Annotated in this window: 28 protein-coding genes, 1 tRNA gene and 1 riboswitch; of the genes, 13 read left to right on the top strand and 16 right to left on the bottom strand. The window is 63.2% G+C overall.

Translation table 11 applies throughout. The features are described 5' to 3' along the window. Positions 1–181: 181 nt before the first annotated feature. The 3 genes from vapC to ACU8HS_RS06675 all read right to left on the bottom strand — a co-directional run bounded on the left by vapC (position 182) and on the right by ACU8HS_RS06675 (position 1,539). Entirely contained in the window at positions 182–583 is a 402-nt protein-coding gene (gene vapC, locus ACU8HS_RS06685) for a type II toxin-antitoxin system tRNA(fMet)-specific endonuclease VapC (RefSeq protein WP_112705884.1), read from the bottom strand. Next, on the bottom strand, positions 583–813 hold the full coding sequence (gene vapB / locus ACU8HS_RS06680; RefSeq protein WP_112705885.1) for an antitoxin: 231 nt from the start codon (positions 811–813) through the stop codon (positions 583–585). The genes vapC and vapB overlap by 1 nt, the downstream gene beginning before the upstream one ends. Positions 814–1,008: 195 nt before the next feature. Continuing rightward, entirely contained in the window at positions 1,009–1,539 is a 531-nt protein-coding gene (locus ACU8HS_RS06675) for a GcrA family cell cycle regulator (protein WP_112573313.1), read from the bottom strand. A 424-nt stretch (positions 1,540–1,963) separates the two neighbouring features. Between ACU8HS_RS06675 and ACU8HS_RS06670 the strand changes: the two genes are divergently transcribed. The 4 genes from ACU8HS_RS06670 to ACU8HS_RS06655 all read left to right on the top strand — a co-directional run bounded on the left by ACU8HS_RS06670 (position 1,964) and on the right by ACU8HS_RS06655 (position 6,030). After that, positions 1,964–3,163 (top strand): acetylornithine transaminase, encoded by a 1,200-nt coding sequence (locus ACU8HS_RS06670; protein WP_447015639.1) that lies wholly within the window; start codon positions 1,964–1,966, stop codon positions 3,161–3,163. Between the two features lie 45 nt (positions 3,164–3,208). Continuing rightward, positions 3,209–4,126 (top strand): ornithine carbamoyltransferase, encoded by a 918-nt coding sequence (gene argF / locus ACU8HS_RS06665; RefSeq protein ID WP_112753845.1) that lies wholly within the window; start codon positions 3,209–3,211, stop codon positions 4,124–4,126. Positions 4,127–4,217: 91 nt separating this feature from the next. Then, positions 4,218–5,213, top strand: coding sequence for an Hsp33 family molecular chaperone (locus ACU8HS_RS06660; RefSeq protein ID WP_112705888.1), 996 nt, complete (start codon positions 4,218–4,220; stop codon positions 5,211–5,213). Positions 5,214–5,439: 226 nt separating this feature from the next. Then, entirely contained in the window at positions 5,440–6,030 is a 591-nt protein-coding gene (locus tag ACU8HS_RS06655; RefSeq protein WP_112573657.1) for a hypothetical protein, read from the top strand. A 111-nt stretch (positions 6,031–6,141) separates the two neighbouring features. Here ACU8HS_RS06655 and apaG read toward each other — a convergent pair whose 3' ends face one another. Both apaG and ACU8HS_RS06645 read right to left on the bottom strand, forming a co-directional pair. Beyond that, entirely contained in the window at positions 6,142–6,534 is a 393-nt protein-coding gene (gene apaG / locus ACU8HS_RS06650; protein ID WP_112705890.1) for a Co2+/Mg2+ efflux protein ApaG, read from the bottom strand. Between the two features lie 188 nt (positions 6,535–6,722). After that, entirely contained in the window at positions 6,723–7,907 is a 1,185-nt protein-coding gene (locus ACU8HS_RS06645) for an O-succinylhomoserine sulfhydrylase (protein ID WP_447015638.1), read from the bottom strand. A 46-nt stretch (positions 7,908–7,953) separates the two neighbouring features. Next, positions 7,954–8,032, bottom strand: a riboswitch (SAM riboswitch). A gap of 73 nt (positions 8,033–8,105) precedes the next feature. Between ACU8HS_RS06645 and ACU8HS_RS06640 the strand changes: the two genes are divergently transcribed. The 3 genes from ACU8HS_RS06640 (at position 8,106) to ACU8HS_RS06630 (ending at position 10,080) form a co-directional block, all read left to right on the top strand. After that, the gene (locus ACU8HS_RS06640; protein WP_162702873.1) at positions 8,106–9,200 is read left to right on the top strand and encodes a 2'-deoxycytidine 5'-triphosphate deaminase; all 1,095 of its coding nucleotides are present in this window, start codon (positions 8,106–8,108) and stop codon (positions 9,198–9,200) included. A gap of 59 nt (positions 9,201–9,259) precedes the next feature. After that, a tRNA-Gly gene (locus ACU8HS_RS06635) sits at positions 9,260–9,333 on the top strand. A gap of 498 nt (positions 9,334–9,831) precedes the next feature. Beyond that, positions 9,832–10,080 carry a hypothetical protein gene (locus ACU8HS_RS06630; protein WP_377313487.1) on the top strand — a complete coding sequence of 83 codons (249 nt, stop codon included), beginning with the start codon at positions 9,832–9,834 and terminating at the stop codon, positions 10,078–10,080. 393 nt (positions 10,081–10,473) lie between these two features. Here ACU8HS_RS06630 and ACU8HS_RS06625 read toward each other — a convergent pair whose 3' ends face one another. After that, the gene (locus ACU8HS_RS06625; RefSeq protein WP_112567118.1) at positions 10,474–10,755 is read right to left on the bottom strand and encodes a hypothetical protein; all 282 of its coding nucleotides are present in this window, start codon (positions 10,753–10,755) and stop codon (positions 10,474–10,476) included. A 56-nt stretch (positions 10,756–10,811) separates the two neighbouring features. Further along, the gene (locus ACU8HS_RS06620) at positions 10,812–11,720 is read right to left on the bottom strand and encodes a LysR family transcriptional regulator (protein WP_112754667.1); all 909 of its coding nucleotides are present in this window, start codon (positions 11,718–11,720) and stop codon (positions 10,812–10,814) included. A 100-nt stretch (positions 11,721–11,820) separates the two neighbouring features. Here ACU8HS_RS06620 and ACU8HS_RS06615 point away from each other — a divergent pair, with 100 nt between their 5' ends. After that, positions 11,821–13,065 (top strand): MFS transporter, encoded by a 1,245-nt coding sequence (locus ACU8HS_RS06615; protein WP_447015637.1) that lies wholly within the window; start codon positions 11,821–11,823, stop codon positions 13,063–13,065. 215 nt (positions 13,066–13,280) lie between these two features. Beyond that, on the top strand, positions 13,281–13,664 hold the full coding sequence (locus ACU8HS_RS06610) for a VOC family protein (protein ID WP_112704523.1): 384 nt from the start codon (positions 13,281–13,283) through the stop codon (positions 13,662–13,664). A gap of 60 nt (positions 13,665–13,724) precedes the next feature. Here ACU8HS_RS06610 and ACU8HS_RS06605 read toward each other — a convergent pair whose 3' ends face one another. Further along, on the bottom strand, positions 13,725–15,731 hold the full coding sequence (locus ACU8HS_RS06605) for a methyl-accepting chemotaxis protein (protein WP_447015636.1): 2,007 nt from the start codon (positions 15,729–15,731) through the stop codon (positions 13,725–13,727). 442 nt (positions 15,732–16,173) lie between these two features. Here ACU8HS_RS06605 and ACU8HS_RS06600 point away from each other — a divergent pair, with 442 nt between their 5' ends. After that, on the top strand, positions 16,174–16,986 hold the full coding sequence (locus ACU8HS_RS06600; RefSeq protein ID WP_447015886.1) for a transporter substrate-binding domain-containing protein: 813 nt from the start codon (positions 16,174–16,176) through the stop codon (positions 16,984–16,986). A gap of 13 nt (positions 16,987–16,999) precedes the next feature. On the opposite strand, the gene ACU8HS_RS06595 is transcribed toward ACU8HS_RS06600, so the two are convergent. The 5 genes from ACU8HS_RS06595 to ACU8HS_RS06575 form a co-directional block, all read right to left on the bottom strand. Beyond that, complete coding sequence (locus ACU8HS_RS06595; protein ID WP_112567100.1) at positions 17,000–17,413, bottom strand: tellurite resistance TerB family protein; 414 nt, start codon at positions 17,411–17,413, stop codon at positions 17,000–17,002. Between the two features lie 152 nt (positions 17,414–17,565). After that, the gene (locus ACU8HS_RS06590) at positions 17,566–18,357 is read right to left on the bottom strand and encodes a thermonuclease family protein (protein WP_113413045.1); all 792 of its coding nucleotides are present in this window, start codon (positions 18,355–18,357) and stop codon (positions 17,566–17,568) included. Between the two features lie 10 nt (positions 18,358–18,367). Further along, on the bottom strand, positions 18,368–19,024 hold the full coding sequence (locus tag ACU8HS_RS06585) for a S24 family peptidase (RefSeq protein ID WP_112704527.1): 657 nt from the start codon (positions 19,022–19,024) through the stop codon (positions 18,368–18,370). A 113-nt stretch (positions 19,025–19,137) separates the two neighbouring features. Next, on the bottom strand, positions 19,138–19,782 hold the full coding sequence (locus tag ACU8HS_RS06580; RefSeq protein ID WP_112567091.1) for a response regulator: 645 nt from the start codon (positions 19,780–19,782) through the stop codon (positions 19,138–19,140). Between the two features lie 90 nt (positions 19,783–19,872). Then, positions 19,873–20,271 (bottom strand): hypothetical protein, encoded by a 399-nt coding sequence (locus ACU8HS_RS06575; protein WP_447015635.1) that lies wholly within the window; start codon positions 20,269–20,271, stop codon positions 19,873–19,875. Between the two features lie 113 nt (positions 20,272–20,384). Between ACU8HS_RS06575 and ACU8HS_RS06570 the strand changes: the two genes are divergently transcribed. Continuing rightward, positions 20,385–20,738, top strand: a complete 354-nt coding sequence (locus ACU8HS_RS06570) for a DUF952 domain-containing protein (protein ID WP_447015634.1) — start codon at positions 20,385–20,387, stop codon at positions 20,736–20,738. After that, positions 20,735–21,823, top strand: coding sequence for a quinone-dependent dihydroorotate dehydrogenase (locus ACU8HS_RS06565; RefSeq protein ID WP_112753830.1), 1,089 nt, complete (start codon positions 20,735–20,737; stop codon positions 21,821–21,823). The genes ACU8HS_RS06570 and ACU8HS_RS06565 overlap by 4 nt, the downstream gene beginning before the upstream one ends. On the opposite strand, the gene ACU8HS_RS06560 is transcribed toward ACU8HS_RS06565, so the two are convergent. Genes ACU8HS_RS06560 through ACU8HS_RS06550 form a run of 3 tightly spaced genes read right to left on the bottom strand, consistent with a single transcriptional unit; the run spans position 21,799 to position 23,943 of the window. Continuing rightward, positions 21,799–23,145, bottom strand: a complete 1,347-nt coding sequence (locus ACU8HS_RS06560; protein ID WP_447015633.1) for an MATE family efflux transporter — start codon at positions 23,143–23,145, stop codon at positions 21,799–21,801. The two genes, ACU8HS_RS06565 and ACU8HS_RS06560, sit on opposite strands and share 25 nt — an antisense overlap. 32 nt (positions 23,146–23,177) lie before the next feature. Beyond that, a complete protein-coding gene (locus tag ACU8HS_RS06555) occupies positions 23,178–23,675 on the bottom strand; it encodes a CAP domain-containing protein (RefSeq protein ID WP_113413049.1) in 498 nt (165 codons plus the stop codon). Position 23,676: 1 nt separating this feature from the next. Further along, positions 23,677–23,943: a DUF6460 domain-containing protein gene (locus tag ACU8HS_RS06550; RefSeq protein ID WP_112567073.1), complete on the bottom strand. Its 267-nt coding sequence runs from the start codon at positions 23,941–23,943 to the stop codon at positions 23,677–23,679. Between the two features lie 141 nt (positions 23,944–24,084). Here ACU8HS_RS06550 and ACU8HS_RS06545 point away from each other — a divergent pair, with 141 nt between their 5' ends. Further along, the gene (locus tag ACU8HS_RS06545) at positions 24,085–25,017 is read left to right on the top strand and encodes a methyltransferase (RefSeq protein ID WP_447015632.1); all 933 of its coding nucleotides are present in this window, start codon (positions 24,085–24,087) and stop codon (positions 25,015–25,017) included. Positions 25,018–25,072 lie beyond the last annotated feature (55 nt).

Here is a 25,072-nt window from a genome sequence, read left to right as displayed (position 1 = left end):
GCGCTACAGCGCCGCGGCCACCGTTCCATGCCGGCCTGGGGCTGAAACACAGCCTTGCGGCACCCGCTCCCGGACTGCCAGGGAGGAAGGAATCCACATGAGCGGTTGAATGCGCGACGATTGTCTGGCCATCACATCGCGGACAGCATTGTCGTTGGTCAGCGTGGTCGGCTTGACATGCCTAAGTCGCCCAATCCTCAACACGTAAGCCAGGCACGCGATCAAATTCGCGCCTGTTATTCGTGACCAGGATCAGCCCTCGCGAGCGCGCGTGACCGGCAATCAATTGGTCGTAAGGCCCGATGGGAGTCCCGCCGCGCGCAAGTTCGGCGCGCAACTGACCTGTATGGGCAGCTGCTATTTCGTCATACGCGAGTACCTCAAGCCGAGCAGCAAAGCCTTCGACGACAGACAAATTCTTTTCCGGAGCAGCCGATTTTTCCGCACCATAGATCAGCTCCATCAAGCTGATGGAACTCATGCAGAGTTGGCCATGATGACGATTGAATGCGTCTCGAACGTGCTGCGGCCGATTTTTTATCGTGAAGATGCAGATGTTCGTATCCAGCATATATTTCAGCATTAAAATGCTTCGCGCTCCTGCGCGGCCGGCTGATCGCGTTCGTTCATGAAATCCGGTGACGCTGCCTCGCCCTCAAACCAGCTATCCCAGACTTCACCGGCGGGCGAAATGATCCGCGTGCGTCCGACAGCAACGATATCCACCCGCTTTACGTCATCTGGCAAAGCCACAGCCTTGGGCAGCCTCACGGCCTGGCTGCGATTGCTCTGAAACACTGAACCCTGCTCCATCCTCGATCTCCGGCCATGTACGAATGCCATATCCATGTAGAACGACGATTGGGATATGTCAAAGGGATATACATTGCTGCTGTTGGAGCTGCGCAAAAATGTGCTGCGGGCAGCAATTCACCGACGCAAAAAATTCGCCCCCCTGCGCGTCAGCGAAGAGGGGCGACCGATGCTGCGTCATTTGAAAGGCGTGGATCAGCCGACCCGCACAGCCTTGCGGCGCTCGCTCACCGGCTGGTAGGCGAGGCGCTGGTGGTAGTTGCAATAGGGCGACGAATCCGGGGAGTCGCAGCCGCAGAAGTAGAAATCGTCCTTCAGCGGGTCGCCGACCGGCCACTTGCAGGTGCGCTCGGTCAGTTCCGTCAGGCCGAGGCGGCGCGAGATCGGCACGACCACGTTGGCGGCCGGCACATAGTCCATTTCCTCCACCGTTTCGATCTCGATCTCTTCCTTCAGCATCGTGGCGCCCTGCTGGCGGGTCACGGTGCGGGTGGCGATGCGGGAGGCATAGTTCGGGGCGCGCGGGGCCGAGGTGTTGCGCTTGGGCGCACGCGCCGCGGTTGCCGTGCCGCCGGCCTTGGCGCGGCCGGGAAGACTGAGCCGGTGAACCTTGCCGATAACGGCGTTTCTACTCACCCCGCCAAGCTGCGCAGCGATCTGGCTGGCACTCAGCCCCTCCGACCAAAGCTTCTTGAGCTTCTCGACACGCTCGTCTGTCCAGTTCATGCCCTGTCTCCGCCTTTTGCGTTGGTGATGGCAGAATCCCTCACCGCTGCCTCGGAAGACTCCGAGGCAAGAAACGCCAGATCAATTTTGGTGACTAGTTCCGCCGCATGCAGTCTAGTAATTGAACTTTAACCTAGTGTGAGCCTGACTCTGTGACAAGAGTCGCAGGAATCCGATGAATCCGAATTCGTAGTTTTCCCCAACTTGCTTCCCCGGAGAGTCATTTCTGCAACATTAGCTGTTGATAGACCTGTAAAGCCGGTTGCCAGCTTGACGCATGCGCTAAATCCGCAGTTTTGTTGACATTGCAGTGCGAAAAGTAAATAGTGATCCATGCCGCCGAAAGGCGGCATTTTTGATTTTTCGGGCCTGGTTTTCTTAGCCGGAGTCCGGTGCCTCATAACCTGTTGCAGGAGTTCGCGCCATGGCTGAAGCCTCGCCGCTATATGATACCTATTCTCGTGCCCCGCTGCGGTTCGAGCGAGGTGAAGGCGTGTGGCTGATTACCGAAACCGGCGAGCGATATCTGGATTTCGGCGCAGGCGTGGCCGTCACCTCCGTCGGCCACGGCAATCCGCATGTCGTGGCAGCGCTCAAGGATCAGGCCGACAAGGTCTGGCACCTGTCGAACGTCTACGAGATCCCCGGCCAGGAAAAGCTGGCCAATCGCCTGACGGAAGCCACCTTCGCCGACAAGGTGTTCTTCACCAATTCCGGCGCCGAGGCGCTCGAATGCGCCATCAAGACGGCGCGCCGCTACCAGTTCGCCAAGGGCCATCCCGAGCGCTTCCATATCATCACCTTCGAAGGCGCCTTCCACGGCCGCACGCTGGCGACCATCGCCGCCGGCGGCCAGGAGAAATATCTGGAAGGTTTCGGCCCCAAGACCCCCGGTTTCGATCAGGTTCCCTTCGGCGATATCGAGGCCGTGCGCGCCGCGATCTCCGACAAGACGGCCGGCATCCTCATCGAGCCCGTGCAGGGCGAGGGCGGCGTGCGGCCGGTTACACCGGAATTCATGAAGGCGCTGCGCCAGCTCTGCGACGAGCACGGCCTGCTTCTCATCCTCGACGAGGTCCAGACCGGTGTCGGCCGCACCGGCAAGCTCTTCGCCTACGAATGGTCGGGCGTGACGCCCGATATCATGGCGGTCGCCAAGGGCATCGGCGGCGGTTTCCCGCTCGGCGCCTGCCTTGCGACGGCGGAAGCCGCCTCCGGCATGAAGGCCGGCACACACGGTTCCACCTATGGCGGCAACCCGCTCGCCATGGCCGTCGGCAACGCGGTCCTCGATCTGATCCTCGCCGATGGGTTCCTTGAGCACGTGCGCGACGTCGCCCTCGTCTTCCGCCAGGGCCTTGCCTCGCTCAAGGACCGTTATCCCGACGTGATCGAGGACATCCGGGGCGAAGGCCTGCTGCTCGGCGTCAAGGCCGCCGTGCCCTCGGCCGAGCTGCTTCGGGAAATCCGCGCCGCACACCTTCTGGCGATCCCGGCCGGCGACAACGTCATCCGCCTGCTGCCGCCGCTGGTCGTCACGGCAGAGGAGGCGCGCGAGGGTCTGTCCCGTCTCGAACGTGCCGCCGAAAGCATCCGCGCCGCCAAGGTCAAGAAGACCGCTTGAAAGGACATCGCCCCGCCCGCCGGCGGGCGTAGCAGGTAACGAACGATGGCTTCCCCCAAACATTTCCTCGATCTCTCCGCAGTCACCGCATCCGACCTCAGAACCATCATGGACGATGCCAAGCTGCGAAAGCAGGCCTTCAAGGCCGGCACCGCCGACAAGCCGCTTGCCGGCAAGATGCTCGCCATGATCTTCGAGAAGCCCTCCACCCGAACCCGCGTCTCCTTCGATGTCGGCATGCGCCAGCTCGGCGGCGAGACGCTGTTCCTGTCGGGCACCGAAATGCAGCTCGGCCGCGCCGAGACGATCGGCGACACCGCCAAGGTTCTCTCGCGCTATGTCGATGCGATCATGATCCGCACGACCGAGCACAGCCGGATGCTGGAGCTTGCCGAACACGCGACCGTTCCCGTCATCAACGCGCTGACGGACGATACCCACCCCTGCCAGATCATGGCCGACATCATGACCTTCGAAGAGCATCGCGGCCCCATCAAGGGCAAGACGATTGCCTGGACCGGCGACGGCAACAACGTGCTGCATTCGCTGGTGGAAGGGGCCGCCCGCTTCGGCTACCGCATGAACATGGCCGTACCCCTTGGTTCCGAGCCGAAGGATCACTATCTGAACTGGGCTCGCAATGAGGGCGCCGAAATCATGCTCTGCCATGATGCAGACCGTGCGGTTGCCGGCGTCGATTGCGTAGTGACCGATACCTGGGTCTCCATGAATCAGGAACATCGGGCCAGAGGTCACAATGTCTTCCAGCCTTATCAGGTCAACGCGCATTTGATGGCGCAGGCCGGCAAAGACGCATTGTTCATGCACTGCCTTCCCGCGCATCGCGGTGAGGAGGTGACGGACGAGGTGATCGACGGCCCGCAATCCGTGGTCTTCGATGAGGCGGAAAACCGCCTTCATGCGCAGAAGTCGATTCTTGCTTGGTGCCTGGGCGCGATCTGAACCATAATCGGATGTCGCGAGTTGAACACTCGCGGCTGCGCGAGCGGCCGGTGCGCTGGCCGGCTGCTCTGACAGAACAGGAGTGAAAGCCATGGCAGAAGCTGCCGCCGCCCTCGGCGAGTTCGATTTCGCCGGCGATGACCATGTCGTCCCCTTCCAGGTGGAAGGGCTTGATGTGCGCGGTCGCGCCGTCCAGCTCGGCCCGATGCTGGATGCCATCCTCGAACGCCACCGTTATCCCGCCCCCGTCGCCCGCCTTCTGGCGGAAGTGGTGGTGCTGACCGTGCTGCTCGGCACCTCGCTGAAATTCGAGGGCAAGTTCACCGTGCAAACCAAGAGCGACGGCCCTGTCGATCTTCTCGTCTGCGATTTCTCGACGCCGGAAAACGTCCGCGCCTATGCGCGTTTCGATCAGGCCCTGCTCGACAAGGCGGTTGCGGCGGGCGAAACGGAGCCGGAACAGCTGCTCGGCAAGGGCATCCTCGCCTTCACCATCGACCAGGGCAAGTTCAGCCAGCCCTATCAGGGCATCGTGGCGCTGGACGGCACCTCGCTCGAAGACATTGCCGGCGTCTATTTCCGCCAGTCGGAACAGATCCCGACGCGCGTGCGCCTGGCCGCCGCCGAACTTTTCGACCGCGACGAGAACGGCAAGCCGCGTCACCGCTGGCGGGCCGGCGGCCTCGTCGCCCAGTTCCTGCCGGAAGCGCCCGAACGGATGCGCCAGCCCGACCTTCACGGCGGCGACGGCGATACCGGCGCGCGCGCCCATGTCGAGGACGATGCCTGGACGGAAGCCCGCTCGCTGGTCGAAACGGTGGATGCCGACGAACTCACCGACCCGCAGGTCGGCACCGAGCGGCTTCTGTTTCGTCTTTTCCACGAGCGCGGCGTGCGCGTCTACGATCCGCGCGCCGTCTTCGACCGCTGCAGCTGTTCGCGCGAAAAGATCGGCGGCGTGCTGAAGGGTTTTAGCGCCGAGGAAATCGAGGCGAGCCAGGAAAACGGCGAGATCTCCGTGACCTGCGAATTCTGCTCGACCACCTACCGCTTCCCCGTGGATGAGGTTGCCTCCCAGCTTACCTGAAGTGCCGTGCGTCCCTGCGCACGCGCAAGGGACGCCCCGGCTCCTTCTGTGCATCGGCCCGAAGATCGTTCCGGTTTTCGGGCCGATGCCGTAGCGCTCCCGGATGGAGGCGAAAACAGGCAACAAAAACAGGCGATGATGCAACACGGCGACTCGACTTTTGGTAGTCGCTGTGCGCCTATTGCCATTCATTGGTTCGGGCTGTGAAAGCGGGGTGGGGGTGCCGATGAAGGTCTTGTGTCTGGTGTTCGCGCTCCTGGCTGCGGTGCCGCAAATTGCCGTTGCCGATGACGACACGATGGTGTGGAAAGAAGTCGGCGGCTGGACTGTTGCTGTCGACAGGACTTTGGGCGGTGCCTGTTTCGTCATGACGGCCTTCGAAGACGGCACGGTTTTCCGTCTCGGCTTCAATTTCGCCGACAAGGACAATCCTTTTTATATGCTGATCGCCAATGCGAACTGGAAGTCGCTGGAAGAGGGCAAGCAGTATCCGATCGAATTCTATCTGGATCGGTCCAAGTGGAACGCCGACGCGACGGCCCTGGATTTCAACGGTATCAAGGCGCTCTGGATCAACTTCAAGGATACGAACCTGGTTGCCGATTTCGCACTCAGGCTGAGTTTTCGCGCCAATTTCAACGGCAAGCAGATCGTCTCCCTCAGCCTGAAGAATTCCGTCAAGGCGACCGATGAGATGCTCGCCTGTCAGCAGGCCGTCAACTCCGCCCTCGCCCAACAGCCGGCGCCGCCGCAATCGAAAGACCCGTTCGCGGCAAAGCCGGATACGCAGACCGCTTCCGATCCCTTTGAGCTGTAGAGCAATTCCAGCAAAAGCGTGAAACGGTCTTGCGTCCGGAATTGCTTGGAAACAACGAGATGGAGCCGCTGTCGGCTGGATCGACGCCGTTTGCGAAAACGGCGTCGCGCCTCAGTTGAGCACGCGCAGCAGGCCGGGCGAGTCCAGCGAGAAGGCGGGAATGTCCACGTCGAACAGCTCGCCTTCGTCCGTCTCCATCTGGTAGTGGCCGAACATCAGGCCGGACGGCGTATCGAGCGGGCAGCCGGAGGAATATTCGTAAGTATCGCCCGGCTGCAGCCGCGGCTGCTCGCCCACGACGCCGGGGCCGCTGACCTCGTCGATCTGCCCGTTCTGGTCGGTAATGTTCCAGTAACGGTTGACGAGGCGCACGGCGATGCCGGAATTGTTGCTGATGACGACGCGATAGCCCCAGACATAACGATCGTCGTCCGGATCGGATTGCTCCTCCAGATAAAACGGCTCGACAACGACTTCTATGTCTCGTGTGAGGGCGCGATACATGCCTTACACCTTAGTCAGTATATGTTACCCGTATCTTATAAGAGGCTTGCCCCGTCAAGAAACGGTACAGTGATCGCAGCCCCTCCACCCCCGGTTGGACCGCCTTTCGTTCATTAAGCCTAACTCTCAGTGTTAATTTCAAGGCAAATGCTACGGCCGCGGCGACTTCCGCGGCCGTAGCCTGCAGATCAGGCCGAAACCTTCGACAGCGCGCGGGCGAAATCCTCGATCAGGTCGTCCGTGTCTTCGATGCCGGCCGACAGGCGCACGGTGCCCGGCGAGATGCCGAGTTCGGCGCGGGCCTCGTCCGTCAGGTTCTTGTGCGTGGTCGTCGCCGGATGCGTGATCAGGCTCTTGGAATCGCCGAGATTGTTGGAAATCTTGACGATCTCCAGCGCGTTCTGCAGCGCAAATGCCGCTTCCTTGCCGCCCTTCAGCTCGAAACAGACGAGCGTGGAGCCGCCCGACATCTGCTTGGCGATGATGTCGGCCTGCGGATGGTCCTTGCGGCCGGGATAGATGACCCTGGCGACCTTGCCCTGGTCGGCCAGGAAATCGGCGATCTTGGCGGCGTTGCGCGTCTGCTGGGCGACGCGCAGCGGCAGCGTCTCGATGCCCTTCAGGAGCGTCCAGGCGTTGAAGGGCGACATGGCCGGGCCGGTATGGCGGAAATAGTCGTGCAGGTTCTCGTCGATCCATTCCTTGTCGGAAAGCACGACGCCGCCGAGGCAGCGGCCCTGGCCGTCAATATGCTTGGTGGCGGAATAGACGACGATATGGGCGCCGAGTTCCAGCGGCTTCTGGAAGAGGGGGGTGGCAAACACGTTGTCGACGACGACCTTGGCGCCGATCTGGTTGGCAAGCCAGGCGACGCCGGCAATATCGACCACTTCCAGCGTCGGGTTGGTCGGGCTTTCCAGGAAGAACACCTTGGTCTTCGGCGTAATCGCCTTTTCCCAGTTTTCGAGATAGCGGCCGTCCACCAGCGTGCAGTCGATGCCGTATTTCGGCGCCAGCGTCTCGACCACCCAGCGGCAGGAGCCGAAGAGGGCGCGCGCCGCAACGATATGGTCGCCGGCCTTCAGCTGGCAGAGGATGGCGGCGGTGACGGCGGCCATGCCGGAAGCGGTGGCGCGGGCGTCTTCGGCGCCTTCCAGCGCGCACATGCGCTTTTCGAACATGTCGTTGGTGGGGCTGCCGTAGCGGGCGTAGATGAAACCGTCCGTCTCGCCCTTGAAGCGCGCTTCGGCGGCTTCCGACGTATCGTAGACGAAGCCCTGCGTGAGATAGATTGCCTCGGACGTCTCGCCATACTGCGAGCGCAGCGTACCGCCATGGACGAGTTGGGTTGCCGGGCGCCAGGTCTTGCTCATGCCATCACCACTTTCAAACAACAAAAAAACCGGCCGCAAAAGCAGACCGGTTTCATACCCGGTCCTTTTAGCCACTTGTTTAACGTGGCTGCAAGCCGACCGGCCAAATCACCACGGGATAAATTTGCAATACTGCCGTTCTGTGCTTGCGTCAATTCCCCGACTTTGGTTTTGTCGGCACCAGATTATGGATGGAGCATGATGGCTCGCGAAACTGGAATTCTGGCCGACCGCGCGATTGCGGCGCTGTTTGAAACGGGGCGTCTGAAAAGCGAGCGCGAGCTCGACCGCGACCAGATCCAGCCCGCAAGCCTGGACCTGCGGCTGGGCGCCAAGGCTTTCCGCGTGCGCGCGAGCTTCATGCCCGGTCCCTCCCATCTCGTCTCCGACAAGCTCGACCGGCTGAGCCTGCACGTCATCGACTTGAGCGAAGGCGCGGTGCTGGAAACCGGCTGCGTCTATATCGTGCCGCTGATGGAACATCTCGACCTGCCGGCCGACATGTCGGCCTCGGCCAATCCGAAAAGCTCGACCGGCCGCCTCGATATCTTCACCCGCGTCATCACCGATTACGCGCAGGAATTCGACAAGATCCCGGCCGGTTATTGCGGCCCGCTCTATCTCGAAATCAGCCCGCGCACCTTCCCGATCGTCGTGCGCCGCGGCTCGCGCCTGTCGCAGATCCGTTTCCGCGTCGGCCAGTCGGTGCTCGGCGAGCCGGAGCTTTTGAAGCTGCACGAAACGGAAACGCTGGTCGCCTCAAAGCAACCCAATATTTCCGGCGGCGGCATTGCGCTGTCCATCGACCTGACGGGCGACAAGGACGGCCTGATCGGCTATCGCGGCAAGCACCACACCGCCGTCGTCGACGTCGACAAGAAGGCCCAGCACGATATCTACGATTTCTGGGAACCGCTCTACAGCCGCGGCCGCAACGAACTGATCCTCGACCCGGACGAGTTCTACATCCTCGTCTCGCGCGAGGCCGTGCACGTCCCCCCGCATTACGCGGCGGAAATGACCCCCTTCGACCCGCTCGTCGGCGAATTCCGCGTCCACTATGCCGGCTTCTTCGACCCCGGCTTCGGCCACGCGCCGGCCGGCGGGCGCGGCAGTCGCGCGGTGCTCGAAGTGCGCAGCCACGAAGTCCCCTTCATCCTCGAAGACGGCCAGATCGTCGGCCGCCTGATCTACGAGCACATGCAGGAACAGCCCGAAAGCCTCTACGGCTCCGGCCTCGGCTCCAACTATCAGGCCCAGGGCCTGAAGCTGTCGAAACATTTCCGCATCTGAAATGCGTCAATGCCGCGGCTTGACAGCGGCGGCCATCTGTTGGAAATCTCGCGCATCAGGCGGGTGTAGCTCAATGGTAGAGCAGCAGCTTCCCAAGCTGAATACGAGGGTTCGATTCCCTTCACCCGCTCCATTCACCTTTTCAAGGGGTTGGAGGAAGATTTGTCGGCGGATTTTCGGCCGGTTTTACAGGCAGTTTTACACTGGCATTGATTTGACTGATGATCGCCCGCGTTGCTGCGGACCTGTCAACTTACCTGCGAATGATCCCTCGCACCTCATCCTCGGAAATACCGGATTGGTGACCTGGCGGCACAAGAAGTGAAAGACATTCAGAAGGTTGTTGATGAATCCGGAAGGCCTATAGACGTTGTAGGTTCGGCGGCAAAAGGAGCGGGACGATCACCTGCGGAAAATTTGCCTTACGGTAAAGGTCCAAGAACAAAAAGCGACATAGACTATGTCACGACGCCCAGCAGTTTAGAGTATTACAAGGGTATGGATGGAAGGCTGCCAGGTCTTGATCCCAAAACTGGGATAGTTCCAGGCACCCGTAACCCTTATATCGGACCCTCTCTCCGCTTTGAGCCCGGTTCTCCGCCTCGTTTTGTACCAGGGCAATAGGATAATAATGAAACTATTTTGGATAGAATTTAAAAAAGGATCGACAGGAATGTTATTTCGATTGGGCTGCGGGATAAGTGCAGTTGACAAAGAGGATGCTTGGAAGGTGGTCAGAGAAAGCAAAACATTATCAACAATGATGGAAAATGTTTCATCTATAAAGGAGATAAAAGCGTCGGAGATAGAGAAAAACCATGTTTTGCCAAACTCTGGAAATTATGCCTCCAGAGGAATTTGGTTTCCAAACGGAATATAGGCTATATTATAAGTATACGATAGTTTAAAATCGGCGTGGGGAAGTGTCCCGTTCGTCTCCGCCATCGATACGGCCGATCATTATCCGCGAGGATGCATCGAGTTCGCTCATAATGATACCCCTTCCGAAGCGCTATCCATTCCACGCGTGAGCGTGGCCTGTCGGGAAGATAAGCAGAGCCGAGCTGCATACGTTGCTGAATCCAGAAAACGTTGCCGCCATCGAACTATGCGCGATCCTAAGAAAGGATCTCAACATATCAGCCGTTCGTGAGCCACAGCGAGGTCAATACGCGAGGGCCAATATATCGTCGAAGAAATAGCACTCGGTATTTTCAAACGGGACGCGCGATATGTTTCTCGCTTTGGCTGAACTGGCGATGCCCGGTGTCTCTCAATCATCCCCGAAAATATTGATCGGCCGGTATTGCCGGTGGGCGATCGCGAGGCTTCGGTCCGGGCGGATGATGTAGGTCTCCTCCACCTGCCGCCCGTACTGATCGATGAAATCATGCGGGAAGGTGGAGCCGACGGGTGATTTCGTCAGTTTGGTGCGCGGCTGGCCGTTATAGGTGATGCTGCCGGGAATGGGTTCGAGGCCGGGGCCGGTGTAGTCGACAGTCGTGCAGCCGGCAAGCGCCAGCGCGCCGATGAGGCCAAGTGCGATCAGTTTCATGTCGGGAGCCTTTCCTTCCGCAGCACGGTGTCATTGTACCGCAAATCGCCGAAAGCTCACGACAGAAACGGCGCCGGTCCGTTCAACCCTTCGAGAAGCGCCTCGGTAAAGGTTGCGATCGGTTGCGCCAGACGCCCGGCCGGCGGGCGGTGGAGAACCCAGGCGTTCACCTTCGGCTGGAAATCGACCGAGTCGATCACGTCCACCTGATGCCGCCACGGGCTGCCGGCGAGCGCTGCCGGCGTGACGATGCCGATGCCGAGCCCGCGCGCCACGAGCGAGAGCCTGAGATCGGCGCTGAGAGCCTCCACCGCGACCTGGAAGGGCAGGCGGGCACTCTCGAAACGGTGGCGGATATAGGCGCGGAAGCCGCAGCCGGTTTCGTTCATCACGAAGGCAAAGCGGGAAAGTTCCTCCAGCTTCGCCGCCTTCGGAACGCCGAGCGAAGGGGAGGCGACGAGCAGGACGGAATGCGAGCCGATATTTTCCGCAACCAGGTCATCCGGCGGGTTGACGCCGTCAGCAAGGCAGACGGCGACGGCATCGAGCCCGCTGCGCGCCACCTGTTCCATCAGATGCAGCGACCATCCCGAAACGATGCGCAGCGTCAGTTCCGGAAACCGGCTGCGCAGCCGGTCGAGAGGTACGGCCAGCGCCGCTTCGGAAAGATAGGGCATGATGCCGAGGCGAAACTCGCCGCGGACCGCGCCGCCGGGCGAAACGCCGGCCTTGAGATCGTCGAGCGAGCGCAGCACCCGGCGCCCGTGCTCATAGGCCTCGCGGCCTGCGGCCGTGGGTTTCAGCGGCTTCGACTGCCGGTCGAGCAGGATCGTGCCGAGGCTGTCCTCCAGGTTCTGGATGCGGCGGGTGATGCCGGGCTGCGTCAGGTTGATCTGCGCCGATGCCGCCACGATCGATCCCGTTTCGACGACGGCGACGAAGGCTTCGAGGTCATGAATGTTCATGCAAAATCCGCATAAAGAATATCAGTTCAATTCAATTGTAGCATTATGCGATGAAAATATAAATGGGCTCCTCGATATGCCATAATTTATTGGAGAACCCATGTCTTTGGAATCGAACCTTGCAGAGGAAGCGGACCTTGCCGAGCTGGAGCGGGCCGCGCCCGCTGCCGGCATCAGCCCGTCGCTGATCCTGCTTTTTGCCCTGTCCACGGGCGTCATCATCGTCAATCTCTTTGCACCGCAGACGCTGATCGGCGTCATCGGTCCCTCTCTCGGCTTTTCGGATGCCGGCGCCAGCCTCGTCGCCATGGTGACGCTGCTCGGTTATGCGGCCGGTCTCTTTTTCCTCGTGCCGCTCGGCGACCTCGTCGAAAACCGGCGCCTCGTGCTGCGTCTGCTCGGCGCGGCGGTGGCGGCGGCCTTTGCCGCGGCAGCCGCACCCAGCGGCTGGCTGCTTCTGGTTTTCCTGTTCCTGCTGGGGGCGGCCTGTTCGGCCATCCAGATCCTCGTGCCGGTCGCCGCATCCATGTCGGCGCCCGAACATCGCGGTAGGGTCATCGGCAATGTCATGAGCGGCCTGATGGTCGGCATTCTCCTGTCGCGGCCGGTTGCCAGCATGATCGCCGACGGCTGGGGCTGGCGGAGCTTCTATGTCGCAAGCGGCGTTGCCATGGCGGCGCTGGCGGCCGTGCTGGCCGTGCGCCTTCCCGAGCGCCGGCCTGAAGCCGCCGCGGGTTACGGCGCCCTCATCGCCTCGCTCTGGCATCTGCTTCGCGACGAACCGGTCCTGTGCAGCCGCGCCTTCAGCGCCGCCATGGCCATGGGCTGCTTCAGCCTGTTCTGGACGGTGGTGGCGCTGCGCCTCACGCTGCCGCCCTTCGGCCTCGACCAGGCGCAGATCGGCCTCTTTGCCCTTGTCGGCGCCGGCGGCGCGGTCTCCACCTCCTATTTCGGCCGGCTCGGCGATCGCGGTCTCAGCCGCCGCGCGACCGTCATCGCCGATCTGGTCATGATCGCCGCCATGGCGCTGGCCGCCTATGCCGGCACGGCAATGTCGGACGGTTTCTGGCCGTCGCTCGTTCTTCTCGGTGTCGCCGCCGTCATGCTCGATGTCGGCGTGACCGGCGATCAGACGCTCGGCCGCCGGGCGATCAACCTGCTGCGACCGGAAGCGCGCGGCCGGCTGAACGGCCTCTTCGTCGGCGTCTTCTTCCTGGGCGGAGCGCTCGGCTCCGCCATTGCCGGCCCGGCCTGGAGCTATGGCGGCTGGCTTGCCGTCTGCGGCTGTGGCGGCGCCTTTGCCCTGCTCGCCCTTGTCGCCGCTGTTGTGAAGCCGCTCGATTGAGCCGATTGCCGCTCGTTGCGCAATCTGCTACAGCGGAGCTGTCGAAAAAGGCAGGACCGGATGAGGTAAGCCCGGTCCCTTCCGCCATGGAAGCTCTGCTCCGTGTTTCACACGAGAACCCGCGACGTGGCCCGCATGCGAATGCGGGGTCCCGGCGGCATGCGGAGCGTTAGAAGACGCACTCCTCCGGGATTTTATTCTCAAAGGAGAGATCAATGCGTTTGAACCATCTTGATTTCCACGTGCCCGATATCGCCGCGACGGCCGATTTTTTCCTGCGTTACTTCGCTCTGGAATTGCAGGAGATGAACGAAAGGATCGGCCGGGCGATCCTCCGGGACGAGCAGGGAACGGAGATCGTGCTGAGCCGCCCCTTGCCGAAATTCGGCGGTGCCGATCAGGTCGAGCTGCAGCGGCAGACTTATCATATCGGCTTCATTCTCGCCGAAAGGGCGCAGGTCGACCGGCTTCACGGCCGTCTGGCGGCAGATGGCGCCGACGTCTCGGGACCGCCGGCCGCCATCCGCGGCGGCTGGCTGTTCTATTGCACCGCGCCCGGCAATGTTCTTGTCGAGATCGGCTGGCGGCCACCGGCCTGAAAGGCCCGGAACGAAAATGGGCTGCGAAGCCGCCCATTTTCACGCAAACATGTCTTTCGCTCAGAATTCCGTCCAGTCCGCCTCCTGCGGGGCGGACGGGGCGGCGTTGTTGCTCACCCCGAAGGCGCTGGCGAGCTTCTGGCCGAGCGCGCGGGCCGGCGAAGCCTTCGGGCGGGCCGTGCTTTCGGCAATGCGGACCGGGGCTCTCGCGGCTGGCCGTACGGCGGCGCGGGGCGCTGCCGGTGCCGGTGCCGTCGTGACAGGCGCGGCCGCCACGAAACCGCCGGTGCCCGTCAGGCGGAACTGGCCGAGCAGGTTGTTGAGCGCCGAGGCTTCCGTGGCAAGGCTGTGGCTTGCGGCGGTCGATTCCTCGACCATGGCCGCGTTCTGCTGCGTGCCCTGGTCCATCGTGTTGACGGCGGTATTGATCTCCTGCAGGCCGGTCGACTGTTCGCGCGCGGCTTCGGCGATCGCGTGGACGTGCTGGTTGATTTCCTGCACCTCGTGGACGATCGCGTCGAGCGCCTTTCCGGTCTCGTCGACCAGCGAGACGCCGGTCTGCACATGCGTGCCCGACGTGGTGATCAGCGCCTTGATCTCCTTGGCGGCGTTGGCCGAGCGCTGGGCCAGTTCGCGCACTTCCTGGGCGACGACGGCAAAGCCCTTGCCGGCCTCACCGGCACGTGCGGCCTCCACGCCGGCATTGAGTGCCAGAAGGTTGGTCTGGAAGGCGATATCGTCGATGACGCCGATAATGTTGCCGATCTCGACCGAGGACTGCTCGATCTGCTGCATGGCCGAAACCGCCTTGCGGACGATCTCGCCGGACCGCTCCGCGCCAAGACGGGTGCGGGCGACGAGATGGCTTGCCTCTTCGGCGCGTTTTGCCGCGTCCTTCACCGTCGTGGTGATCTCTTCGAGGGCGGCTGCCGTTTCTTCGACGGAGGCCGCCTGCTGCTCGGTGCGCTTGGAAAGCTCGTCGGCGGACGAGCGGATCTCGTTGGCGCCGGCGCTGATGGCCCGCGCATTGGCGCCGACCGTGTTCATGGTCTCGTTGAGCTTCTCGACCGAGTTGTTGAAGTCCTGGCGCAGCGCATCGAGATGGGCGACGAAAGGTGTGTCGATATGCGAGACGAGGTCGCCGGCGGCAAGCCGGCGCAGGCCGTCGCCGAGCGCGCTGACGGCGCGTTCCAGCTCGGCGGCTTCCTCAGCCTTCTGGGCCTCGCGTTCGCGGCGCTCGCTGTCGCTGAGGCTGCGGTCGGCTTCGGCGCGGGCCTCGAGCTGGATGCGCTCGATCGCGTTGTCGCGGAAGACCGCGACGGCTTCCGCCATCTTGCCCACTTCGTCGCGGCGGTCGAGCCCGGCGATTTCGCCGTCCGTATCGCCTTCGGCGAGTGCGGTCATGCGGTCGCGCAATTTTGCCATCGGCGTGGTGATGCCGATCTGCGAGATGACGACGCTGAGCCCGATGGCGCCGACGACGGCAAGGCCGATCAGGGCGAAGCAGAGGTCGATACGACCGTTGACGGTGGCCGAGAGCGCGTCGCCGCCATCGTTCAGCATGCTCATCATCGCGTCGTTATTGGCCGTCATCTTCGGCGTCAGCACGTTCAGCTTGGCATTCATCTGCGTGATCGTCTGCTGCAGGCCGGCGCTGTCCTTGGCCTTTGCCTGTTCGACCGCCTTGGCGGCAAGGCTTTCGAGTTCGTCGATACCTGCCAGGATTTCGTCGATCGCGGCCTTGCGGCTCGGCACCAGGTCAAGCGCCTGTTTCAGCCGGTCGCGGGCCTGCGGCAGTTTGCTCGGCGTGGAAACCGCCGTTGCGAAGGCCGGCGTATCCGGCTTGATATTGGCGAGCATGCTTGCCTGCAGCACCGAGGAGACGACCGAGGCGCTGGCGCGCGAACCCTGCATGGCGGCGACGGCCTCATGGTCGATGAAGGCGCTGTAGGCGGCGTCCGCACCGCGGAATTCGGAGATGATATAGACCAGCCCGCCCATCGCGATCACCCCGAGAAGGGCGACGACAGAGATGATCTTTGTACGGATCTTCAGATGTTTCAGCATGGAAAAGTCACCCGATTGGCCGGGCGTGTTGCGTACCCGGTGCTTTGGAAATCATTTGTGGCAGAAAGATTCTTCGGTATTGCGCTGGTGGGATACCCTAAGAGGTTCGACATGCGCGTCATGCGGTCGGCCGGAGGGTCGATGTCGTCGCCACAGATAAGATGGGATATTGCTTAATTCCGCGCTAACGGGGCGTGCGATTCCTGTTAGTTTCAGGGGGCGGACCGCCCCCCGTGTCCCGCGCAGGCTGCGAAAGCGCGACGGCCTCTCCGGCGCTCTTGCGGCCTGGAGGACGCACCGGCCATATTCCCCGCCGAAGACGATTCTGTTACATCTCGGCCGGGCGGCAAGCCCGCGTGCAATCTCTAGGCAGGTCATTATGGTGCGATCTAAACCGGCGTTTCCGGCTTCCGGAGGGATTCTCATCCTCTGCCTGCTGTCGATGATCCTGCTGTCGGCCCTGTCCGTTTGCGCCCAGCAGGCGGGCCCCTCCGTGCCGCTGCTCTTCGATTCCCGCGAGCGCCTGGCAAAGCCCGATCTCTCCTCGCTCGTGCGCCTGCGCTTCCTGACCTCGGTGGATTTTCCGCCCTTCAATTTCACCGACCAGAACGGCAAGCTCTCCGGCTTCAACGTCGATCTCGCTCGCGAAATCTGCTCCGAGCTGGAGATCGCCGACAAGTGCGAGATCCAGGCGCTGCCCTTTGCCGACCTGCAGAAGGCGCTCGCCGGCTCGCAGGGCGATGCCGTCATTGCCGGCCTTGCCGTCACGCCCGAGCTGCGCCGCGAGTTCCTGTTCTCCCGCCCCTATCTGATGCTGCCGGCCCGCTTCGTCCGCAACACGGCTGCCGCCATCACCGGGACGACGGCCGCCGGCCTTGCCGGCCATTCCGTCGGCGTCGTCAAGGGCACGGTGCATGAGGCGATGCTGGCCGCCTTCTTCCCCGCCCTCAAGGCCGAGCCCTTCGACAACAAGCAAGCGCTGCTGACGGCGCTGAAGGAACGCAAGGTCGATGCCGCCTTCGCCGATGCGCTGCAGCTTTCCTTCTGGGTCGCCTCGCCGGCATCCGACAAATGCTGTGCCCTGTTCGACGGTCCCTATATGTCCGAGCATTTTTTGGGCGAGGGCATGACGATCATGCTGCGCCAGAACGACAGCGTGCTGACGGCCGCCATCGACCATGCGCTCGCAACGCTCTCGCGCAACGGCCGCCTGCAGGAAATCTACCTGCGTTATTTCCCGTACGGGCTTTATTGAACCCGATTGGATCTCAGCCCTTGCGGAAGCGGGCGATCGCGCTGCGCTCGATGGCGGCGCAGGTCAGCTTGTCGAGGCCGAGACGGTCGCGCAGCAGGCTGAGCAGCCGCAGTTCTTCGGCCTTGACGGAAAGGTCGGCCGAGGCGACTTCGACCGCCAGCGCATAGGCCGTGTCGTAGAGACGGGCAGGCAGCGTGTCGCGAACGGTTTCCAGCACCACATCCAGCCCTTCCGGGCCGGCCAGCAGCGAGGCGCAGTCACGGGCGATGGAAATCAGGTTGTCGTCGTCGAAATCGCGGAACACCGGCAGGAAGCCGATCAACTGGCCCATCCTTTCCATCTCCCGATCGTTCATGGTGCTGTCGACGGCGGAAGCCATCACCATCACATAGATCAGCGCGTCATGGGCAGAAAGCGGCTTGTTCATGTTTGATTCCTTCTTCGATGGGCGGAGATTAAAGCATGTCGCGCAAAAGTGTGCAGCGGTTTTGCGATAACGACATGCGTCGGACAAAATCCTGAAGCGTGGACGAGCGAATCTCAGAGATCGCGGCACGCTTGGGGAACTGGCGAGGTTCATTACAAGGGACCGTCCTGAGGGGGATCGTCCGGCTGCGGCCGGGGCGCTGCCGCCGGCCTGCGGCGCGGGTCCTCGCCGTGAATGCCCGCTTTCGCCTCTCTTGCCTTCTCGCCGGCGCCAGCAAGCGGCGAACCCGGCTGCGCCTCCGCCCAGCCGTTCTCCACCAGCCAGGCGCCGATATCCTGCTGCCCCAGCCGGCAGGCGGCTACCGCCATATCCTCCCATGCGTCGGAAGGCAGGTCGCAATCGATCGTGCGGTTGCGCAGGTAGAGCCGCAGCGCCGTCTTCGCCATCATGCCGCAGGGCCATCGCCGGCCTTCGGAGCCGCAGCTCCTGTCCACCGGCGTCTCGACGACATCGGCAATCTGCAGCCGTCTTTTGCCGAAGGAGAGAATGCCGGCGCTTTCCACCGTCGGCCGCAAGAGTTCCACGCTGTCCTTTCCCTCGGATGCGGCAGGCGGCGTCCCGCCCGGCGCGGCAGCATCTTGCGCCGTCTCCTCCGCCGGCGCATTGCCGCCGGCAGGCGTCGCGCCGTCTCCGGCCTGGGCTGCGGCCGGCTCGGCCGGCGCCGCTTCCGTTGCCCGGGCAATCAGCGCCGCCTCCTCGTCCGTCAGCGATACCGGCGGTTTGGCCGTATCGGCATCCGTATCGGGCCGTGTTGCGGTCATGCCGCCGGTATCGGCGCCGGATGGCGGGCCTTCGCCGCCTTCGAGCTGCGCCCGTCCCGCCAGAAGCAGGCCGACCACCACCGCCATCCCCGCGATACCTGTGATCAAGGCTGCAGGGCGCATGATTATTTTCCTATTGGCTGGCCCAGATGATGCGGGCTATCCATTCGACGTCGGAAAGCTCGATCGTGCGGTTGGGATGTTCGGGATTGAGCGACAACAGTTCGATGGAACGCGGGCTCTGGCGCAAGAGCACCTTGGCCATGACTTCGCCCTCGCGCGTCTTGACGACGACGCGGTCGTTGCGGCGCACCTGTGCGCCGGGCTCGACGATCAGCACGTCGCCGTCGCGATAGAGCGGCATCATGCTCTCGCCCTGTACCTCGAGCGCGTAGACGCCGGCCTTGCGCGAGGGGGCGGCCGGAAATTCCACCACGTCCCAGCCCTGGCCGGCCGGAAAACCGCCGTCGTCGAAAAAGCCGCCGGCACCTGCCTGTGCGAAGCCGAGAAGCGGGATGGAACTGCCCGGCGCGGAAAAAAAACTGTCCGGCAGGCTGGTCGCCGGCCGCATGAAGCCGAGGAACTGCTCCATGCTCGCCCCCGTTGCCTCCAGCACCTTGGCGATGGATTCCGTCGAGGGCCAGCGCAGGCGCCCGTCCGCCGAGAGCCGCTTGGATTTGTTGAAGGAGGTCGGATCGAGCCCGGCCCGCCGCGCAAGACCCGACGGCGTCAGGTCATGCCGCTCGGCAAGCCTGTCGATCGCTCCCCAGATCTGGTCGTGTGACAGCATATGCGTCCGGTCCCGCGGTCCATCCGGCCGCTTTTTATCGCCGGCAGATTAACCGAGGCCCGTGCCCGAGTAAAGCGGCAATGAGGAATAAAATCCTGTCTCGCCGCGCGGGTTCAGGCGACCATCGCCATATTGATCTTGCCGAGCTGGATCACCGCCTGCGTGCGGCTGTCGACATTGAGCTTGAGGAGGATCGCCGAGACATGCGCCTTGATCGTCGCTTCGGAAACGCCGAGTTCGTAGGCGATCTGCTTGTTGAGCAGCCCTTCGCCAAGCATGGTCAGCACCCGGCTCTGCTGCGGCGTCAGCGTGTGCAGCCGGTGGATGAGGTCGGCGACGTCGGGATCCTGTTCCTGCCCGTGGCGATAGCTCTCCGGCGTGGCGATGTCGCCTGCCAGCACCGTCTGGATGCCGCGGCGAATATCGTCGATATCGGACGATTTCGAGATGAAGCCCGAGGCGCCGAGTTCCAGCGCCCGGCGGATCGTTGCCGCGTCGTCGCTCGCCGAGATGATGACGATCGGCAGGCTGGCGAATTCCGAGCGCAACGCCATCAGGCCGGAAAAGCCGCTGACGCCCGGCATGGCGAGGTCGAGCAGCATCAGGTCCGCGTCCGGATGTTGCGATGCCGCCGTCCGTGCCGCGGCAAAATCCCCCGCCTCGACGATGGCCTGCCGGCCTTCCATGCCAAGCACCGCCTGCCGCAGCGCGTCGCGGAAAAGCGGGTGGTCGTCAGCAATGATAATGGTTTGTTGCATCGAAAACTCCCTCCCAAGAGCTCGACCCGATCGGCCCTGTCCGGCTCCCCCGCACGAACATGACCCTCCCCTTATATGAATATAACCAGATCAACTGCGCTGCGGAAGAGGATTGGCCTCGTCCTCTGCCCGGAATTCCCGCACTATACCCATGAAACTGCGCATCATCCGCTCCATGATGCCGATCGAGCGGTCGACTTCCGCCTCCGTCGGCAAGGCGGGGCGGGCCGCCATGCTCTTCTCCAGCGCGCTGACCCGGTCGGCCAGCCGGTCGAGTTCGTCCTCGTAAGCGGCGCGTTCGTCGGCGCCCATGCGGCAGACCAGGGCGCCGTCCTTTTCGGAGCAGAGCGACATGGCGCCGGTCTGCCGGTCGAGGCGCACGAAATGGTCGCCGCTGCGTTCGATCTGGAAGCGCGCCGCGTCGGGCTCCGCCGCCAATGCCGCAAGCGGCAGAAGGCCGGCGGCAAGCAGGATTGCAAATGCCTTCATCGTCTCATCCTCCGCAAAGCGCTGGCCTGTCCGTTTTTGCGCCCTCGGGCGTGGACATCGCCGTCTCTTTGGGGCAAAGCCCTCCTCAAGCAAGGCCAGCAAACGGGATCATCATGACCGCGACACCGACCCTTTACAAGATCGTGCCGGAGGCGCTCTGGCAGCAAGCCAGACAAACCGGCGTTTTTCATGGCGCCGGCATCGATATCAAGGACGGCTTCATCCATTTCTCGACGGCCGATCAGGTGAAACAGACCGCAGCCCTGCATTTCGCCGGCCAGACGGGCCTTATCCTCGTCGCCGTGGACGGCAGGAGTTTCGGCGACAGGCTGCTCTTCGAACCCTCGCGCGGCGGCGCGCTCTTCCCGCATCTTTATGCCGACCTGCCGCTTTCGGCCGTGCTCTGGGAGGCGGCCCTGCCGCTCGACGAAGCCGGCCATCACATCTTCCCGGAGCTTGCCCCGTGATCGACCCTTTCAAGCGCATCGCCCGCCGCGGCCTCTTTCTCTTCGATCCCGAAACCGCGCACGGCATGTCGATCGCCGCGCTGAAATCGGGCGTCGTGCCCGCCTGCCGCATTGCGCCGGACCCGCGCCTGCGCCAGACCGTTGCCGGCCTCGATTTTGCCAATCCGCTCGGCATGGCGGCCGGTTACGACAAGAATGCCGAGGTGCCGGAAGCGCTGTTGAAGCTCGGTTTCGGCTTCACCGAGATCGGCACCGTCACGCCGAAGCCGCAGCCCGGCAATCCGCGCCCGCGCATCTTCCGCCTCGTGGAGGATGATGCGGTCATCAACCGGCTCGGTTTCAACAACGAGGGCCATGAAGCGGCCTTCCGCCGCCTCTCGCGGATCGGCCGCGCCGGCATCGTCGGCGTCAATATCGGCGCCAACAAGGACAGCGAGGACCGGATCGCCGATTACGTTACCGGCATCCGCCGCTTCTATTCCGTCGCCCGTTACTTCACCGCCAATATTTCCTCGCCCAACACGCCCGGCCTGCGCGACCTGCAGGCGCGCGAAAGCCTCGCCGCCCTTCTGTCGGCCGTATTGACGGCGCGCGACGAGGAAGCGGAAAGGGCCGGCAGAAAGATCCCGGTCTTCCTGAAGATCGCCCCCGACCTTACCGAAGAGGGCATGGACGATATTGCCGCCGAGGCGCTCTCCCATGCGCTGGACGGCCTGATCGTCTCCAACACCACGCTGTCGCGCGACGGCCTCAAGGATCAGGTCCAGGCGAAGGAGGCCGGCGGCCTTTCCGGCGCGCCGCTCTTCGAGAAATCGACGGTCGTGCTTGCCAAGATGCGCAAGCGCGTCGGCCCGAGCCTGCCGATCATCGGCGTCGGCGGCGTTTCCTCGGCCGAAACGGCGCTGGAAAAGGTGAGGGCAGGGGCCGATCTCGTGCAGCTCTATTCCTGCATGATCTATGAAGGCCCGGGCCTGCCCGGCGCGATCGTGCGTGGCCTGTCGAAACTGCTCGACCGCGAGAAGGCCGCCTCGATCCGCGATCTCAGGGATAGCAGGGTCGATTACTGGGCGGCGCGGAAGGTCTGAGCCGCCCGCGGCCTGATGAGTACCGCCAGGAAGAAGCCGCGAAACAGGAGGAAGGCGTTCATCGCCAGCCACAGGCCGTGATTGCCGAAGAGCGGCACGAAGACGGCGAGCATCGCCAGATAGCCGGCAAAGGACATCAGCATGCGGTTGCGCATGTCGGCCGACCATGTCGCGCCGATGAAGACGCCGTCCATCAGGAAGGCGAGCGCGCCGGTCAGCCCCGTCACCGCCGCCCAGGGCAGATAGGTCTCGGCCGCCGCCTGCACCTCCGGAGAGCTGGTCAGTCCGGCAATGAGGGCTGGGCCGGCGAAATAGAAGAAGGCGGAGATGATCGCCGCCAGCCCGAAGGACCACAGCGTCGTGAGCTTCAGCCCACGGTCGAAGGCCGGCCGGTATTGCGCGCCGATCGCCCGGCCGGTGATCTGCTCGGCGGCATTGGCAAGCCCGTCGAGATAATAGCCCGACAGCAGGAAGAAGTTCATCAGCACCGCGTTGGCCGCAAGCGTGATGGCGCCGAAGCTGGTGCCGATGCGGGTCATGATCGCAAACGAGCCGATCAGCACGAAGGTGCGGATCAGGATGTCGCGGTTGAGCGCGAAGAGTTCGGCGAGTTTCGCGCGCGAGAAGATTTCGGTCCGGCTTGGCCGGTGTGCCGCATCGAAGCTGCGCAGCACGACGAAGAGACCGGCAAGCGCACCGGCCGTCTCGCCCGCCATCGTGCCCCAGGCGACACCCGACACACCCCAGTCGAGCCGCAGGCCGAGATAGATGGAGAGCAGGATGTTGATGCCGTTGATCAGCGCCTGCAGCATGAGCCCCGTGCGGCCCTGGCCGCGGCCGAGCACGAAGCCGAGCAGCGCGTAATTGGCGAGCGCTGCCGGTGCGGCAAGAATGCGGATCGAGAAATAGGTGCCGGTCGCCTCGGCAATCCGCCCCTCCGCCCCCATCAGTTTCAGCCCGACGAGGATCAGCAGCGGCGAGAGGATGAGCAGCGCCAGACCGGAGCCGAGCGCCGAGACGATCGCCCGCCAGAACACCGCCTGCTGCTCATGCTGGTCGTGCCGCCCGAGCGCCTGTGCCGTCAATCCGGTCGTGGACGCCCGCAGGAAGTTGAAACTGCCCATGATGAGGTCGAACAGCATGGCGCCGATCGCAAGCCCCGCCAGCGCTTCCGGATCGCCCATATGGCCGACGACGGCCGTATTGGTGATGCCGAGCAGCGGCGTCGTCATGAAGCCGAGCGTCATCGGAATGGCGATCGACAGCACCAGCCGGTGCGTCACGTCGAAGGCCAATGTGTTTCTGCTGCCGCCGGTATCCATATCCGCCTCGTGAGGATCGAGGCGGGACCGCCTCAGTTGGAAAGCACCATTGCCCAATAGGGCAGATTCTTCGAAGACGTATTATGTGCAACGGCAACGCCGAGACCGCTATAGCGTCCGAGCATATTTTCCAGATGGTGGGGGGAATTGATCCAGGCGGTGACGGCCGCATCGACGCTTTGCTGGCCCGACGCGATGTTTTCGGCCGCCGGCAGGGCCACGCCGCTCGCCTTCACGCGCGCGCCGAAACTGTCGGTCATGCCCATCAGATGCGCCATCTTGCCGGCACTTGCCATGCGCTTGGCCTGGAAGATGGCCGCCGCGCTGGCATGCGGATCGATGCTGAGCGGCGGCAGGCCGTTCTTGGCGCGAAGCTGGTTGACGAGCGGCAGCGCCGAAGCGGTCTCGTCCGTGGCGTTGGAGGGCGTGCCGGCAAGTTTCGGGGTCGTCGTGCAGCCGGCAATGCCGGCCACGACGGCAAGGCCGGAAAGCTGCAGCAAGCCGCGGCGCGAAAGGATGATCGAGCTCATGTTATTTTCGATAGCTGAAGAGACGGATGATGATGAAGATCGGGACGACGATGGTGGCGCCGAGAAGCAGGTAGTCGCCGACGCGCCCGAGCGCCGCAAAGCCCTGCCGCCACAGGTGCAGCACGAAATCCCGGAAATTGTAGATAAGCTCCCAGGGGGTGAGCCCGAAAATGGCCATGACGAAACCGACGATCAGCGACACCACCAAGAGCTTGATGATCGTGCGGCCGATTGAATCGCCGAGGAACCTGTTCACCTGATCGGACATGCGCCATCTCCTGTTTGCCTTGAGATACGGTCGCGGCGATTCGCCCGCAAGCCTTTTCCGGCAGGACAGCACCGCCTCTCAAATAGGACTTGAGTTTTTTTGTGGCCGCCGCCAAATGCCGAGAGATCACAGGGTCAGATCATGCAGCCAAGCCAGCTTTCCTCCGGCGACGTCATCGCCGACCGCCGCGCCGATTACGCCAGGATGCTTGCCGAGGGTGGCGATGCTGAAGCGGCGGCCGAGCTGATGGAGCAGGCGCTGGATCTCGCGCCCGGCTGGGCGGCTGGCTGGTATCGGCTCGCCACCTATCGGGAAAAGGCCGGCAAGGCGGATGCCGCCGTCCAGGCCTATCGCCGCACGCTGGACCTCGACCCCGAGGATATATTCGGCGCCGGCCTCAAACTTGCCCTGCTCGGCGATGCGCAAACGCCGGCCCGGCCGTCGAGCCGCTATGTCGAGCGCCTGTTCGACGATTATGCCGATCGCTTCGAGACCTCGCTGGTGGAAAAGCTCGACTATTCCGTCCCCGAGAAGCTTGCCGCCCTTGTCGCCTCCACCGGCCGGCACTACCGGCGCGCCGTCGATCTCGGCTGCGGCACCGGCCTGCTCGGCCCGGAAATCCGCTCCCGGGTCGCACAGCTCGAAGGTTTCGACCTGTCGCAGAACATGCTGGCAAAGGCGGCCGAAAAGCATGTCTACGACCATCTCGCCCAGGCGGACCTGTCGCTGGCATCGCAGGCCTCCGGCATCTTTTCCGGCGGCGGCCGGCAGCGCGCCGATCTCGTGACCGCCGCCGACGTGCTGATGTATCTCGGCAATCTCGAAAGCGTCCTTGCGATCGTCGATGACCTCGCCGCGCCGGGCGCCGATTTCGCCTTTTCGGTCGAGGATGGCGGCGAAGGAAACGGCTTCTTCCTGGCGCCGTCGCTGCGCTATGCCCACACGCAGACCTATGTCGAAGGGCTGGCGGCGGCCCACGGGCTCGAAATCCTCGATCTCGTCAAAACCACCATTCGCAAAGATGGCGGCAAACCGGTTTCCGGCATTCTGTTCCTTACGCGCAAAACCCTCTGAGCGCATGTTTCTTGCGATTTTGAAATAGGTCAGCATTGCTTACGTATTTCGCTTG

This window comes from Rhizobium sp. KDH_Rht_773_N (assembly GCF_052946295.1).
This window is presented reverse-complemented; position numbering and strand designations above follow the sequence as displayed.

Excerpts from the sequence above, each read along its gene's own strand:
- ACU8HS_RS06575 (WP_447015635.1), bottom strand. The coding sequence starts at position 20,271 with ATGAAGGCATTTGCAATCCTGCTTGCCGCCGGCCTTCTGCCGCTTGCG.
- ACU8HS_RS06675 (WP_112573313.1), bottom strand. The coding sequence starts at position 1,539 with ATGAACTGGACAGACGAGCGTGTCGAGAAGCTCAAGAAGCTTTGGTCG.
- ACU8HS_RS06670 (WP_447015639.1), top strand. The coding sequence starts at position 1,964 with ATGGCTGAAGCCTCGCCGCTATATGATACCTATTCTCGTGCCCCGCTG.
- ACU8HS_RS06580 (WP_112567091.1), bottom strand. The coding sequence starts at position 19,782 with ATGCAACAAACCATTATCATTGCTGACGACCACCCGCTTTTCCGCGAC.
- ACU8HS_RS06600 (WP_447015886.1), top strand. The coding sequence starts at position 16,174 with ATGATCCTGCTGTCGGCCCTGTCCGTTTGCGCCCAGCAGGCGGGCCCC.
- ACU8HS_RS06560 (WP_447015633.1), bottom strand. The coding sequence starts at position 23,145 with ATGGATACCGGCGGCAGCAGAAACACATTGGCCTTCGACGTGACGCAC.
- ACU8HS_RS06655 (WP_112573657.1), top strand. The coding sequence starts at position 5,440 with ATGAAGGTCTTGTGTCTGGTGTTCGCGCTCCTGGCTGCGGTGCCGCAA.
- ACU8HS_RS06610 (WP_112704523.1), top strand. The coding sequence starts at position 13,281 with ATGCGTTTGAACCATCTTGATTTCCACGTGCCCGATATCGCCGCGACG.
- ACU8HS_RS06570 (WP_447015634.1), top strand. The coding sequence starts at position 20,385 with ATGACCGCGACACCGACCCTTTACAAGATCGTGCCGGAGGCGCTCTGG.
- ACU8HS_RS06555 (WP_113413049.1), bottom strand. The coding sequence starts at position 23,675 with ATGAGCTCGATCATCCTTTCGCGCCGCGGCTTGCTGCAGCTTTCCGGC.
- ACU8HS_RS06590 (WP_113413045.1), bottom strand. The coding sequence starts at position 18,357 with ATGCGCCCTGCAGCCTTGATCACAGGTATCGCGGGGATGGCGGTGGTG.
- ACU8HS_RS06640 (WP_162702873.1), top strand. The coding sequence starts at position 8,106 with ATGATGGCTCGCGAAACTGGAATTCTGGCCGACCGCGCGATTGCGGCG.
- ACU8HS_RS06645 (WP_447015638.1), bottom strand. The coding sequence starts at position 7,907 with ATGAGCAAGACCTGGCGCCCGGCAACCCAACTCGTCCATGGCGGTACG.
- apaG (WP_112705890.1), bottom strand. The coding sequence starts at position 6,534 with ATGTATCGCGCCCTCACACGAGACATAGAAGTCGTTGTCGAGCCGTTT.
- ACU8HS_RS06545 (WP_447015632.1), top strand. The coding sequence starts at position 24,085 with ATGCAGCCAAGCCAGCTTTCCTCCGGCGACGTCATCGCCGACCGCCGC.
- ACU8HS_RS06615 (WP_447015637.1), top strand. The coding sequence starts at position 11,821 with ATGTCTTTGGAATCGAACCTTGCAGAGGAAGCGGACCTTGCCGAGCTG.
- vapC (WP_112705884.1), bottom strand. The coding sequence starts at position 583 with ATGCTGAAATATATGCTGGATACGAACATCTGCATCTTCACGATAAAA.
- ACU8HS_RS06630 (WP_377313487.1), top strand. The coding sequence starts at position 9,832 with ATGAAACTATTTTGGATAGAATTTAAAAAAGGATCGACAGGAATGTTA.
- ACU8HS_RS06660 (WP_112705888.1), top strand. The coding sequence starts at position 4,218 with ATGGCAGAAGCTGCCGCCGCCCTCGGCGAGTTCGATTTCGCCGGCGAT.
- ACU8HS_RS06585 (WP_112704527.1), bottom strand. The coding sequence starts at position 19,024 with ATGCTGTCACACGACCAGATCTGGGGAGCGATCGACAGGCTTGCCGAG.
- argF (WP_112753845.1), top strand. The coding sequence starts at position 3,209 with ATGGCTTCCCCCAAACATTTCCTCGATCTCTCCGCAGTCACCGCATCC.
- ACU8HS_RS06595 (WP_112567100.1), bottom strand. The coding sequence starts at position 17,413 with ATGAACAAGCCGCTTTCTGCCCATGACGCGCTGATCTATGTGATGGTG.
- ACU8HS_RS06550 (WP_112567073.1), bottom strand. The coding sequence starts at position 23,943 with ATGTCCGATCAGGTGAACAGGTTCCTCGGCGATTCAATCGGCCGCACG.
- ACU8HS_RS06625 (WP_112567118.1), bottom strand. The coding sequence starts at position 10,755 with ATGAAACTGATCGCACTTGGCCTCATCGGCGCGCTGGCGCTTGCCGGC.
- vapB (WP_112705885.1), bottom strand. The coding sequence starts at position 813 with ATGGAGCAGGGTTCAGTGTTTCAGAGCAATCGCAGCCAGGCCGTGAGG.
- ACU8HS_RS06620 (WP_112754667.1), bottom strand. The coding sequence starts at position 11,720 with ATGAACATTCATGACCTCGAAGCCTTCGTCGCCGTCGTCGAAACGGGA.
- ACU8HS_RS06605 (WP_447015636.1), bottom strand. The coding sequence starts at position 15,731 with ATGCTGAAACATCTGAAGATCCGTACAAAGATCATCTCTGTCGTCGCC.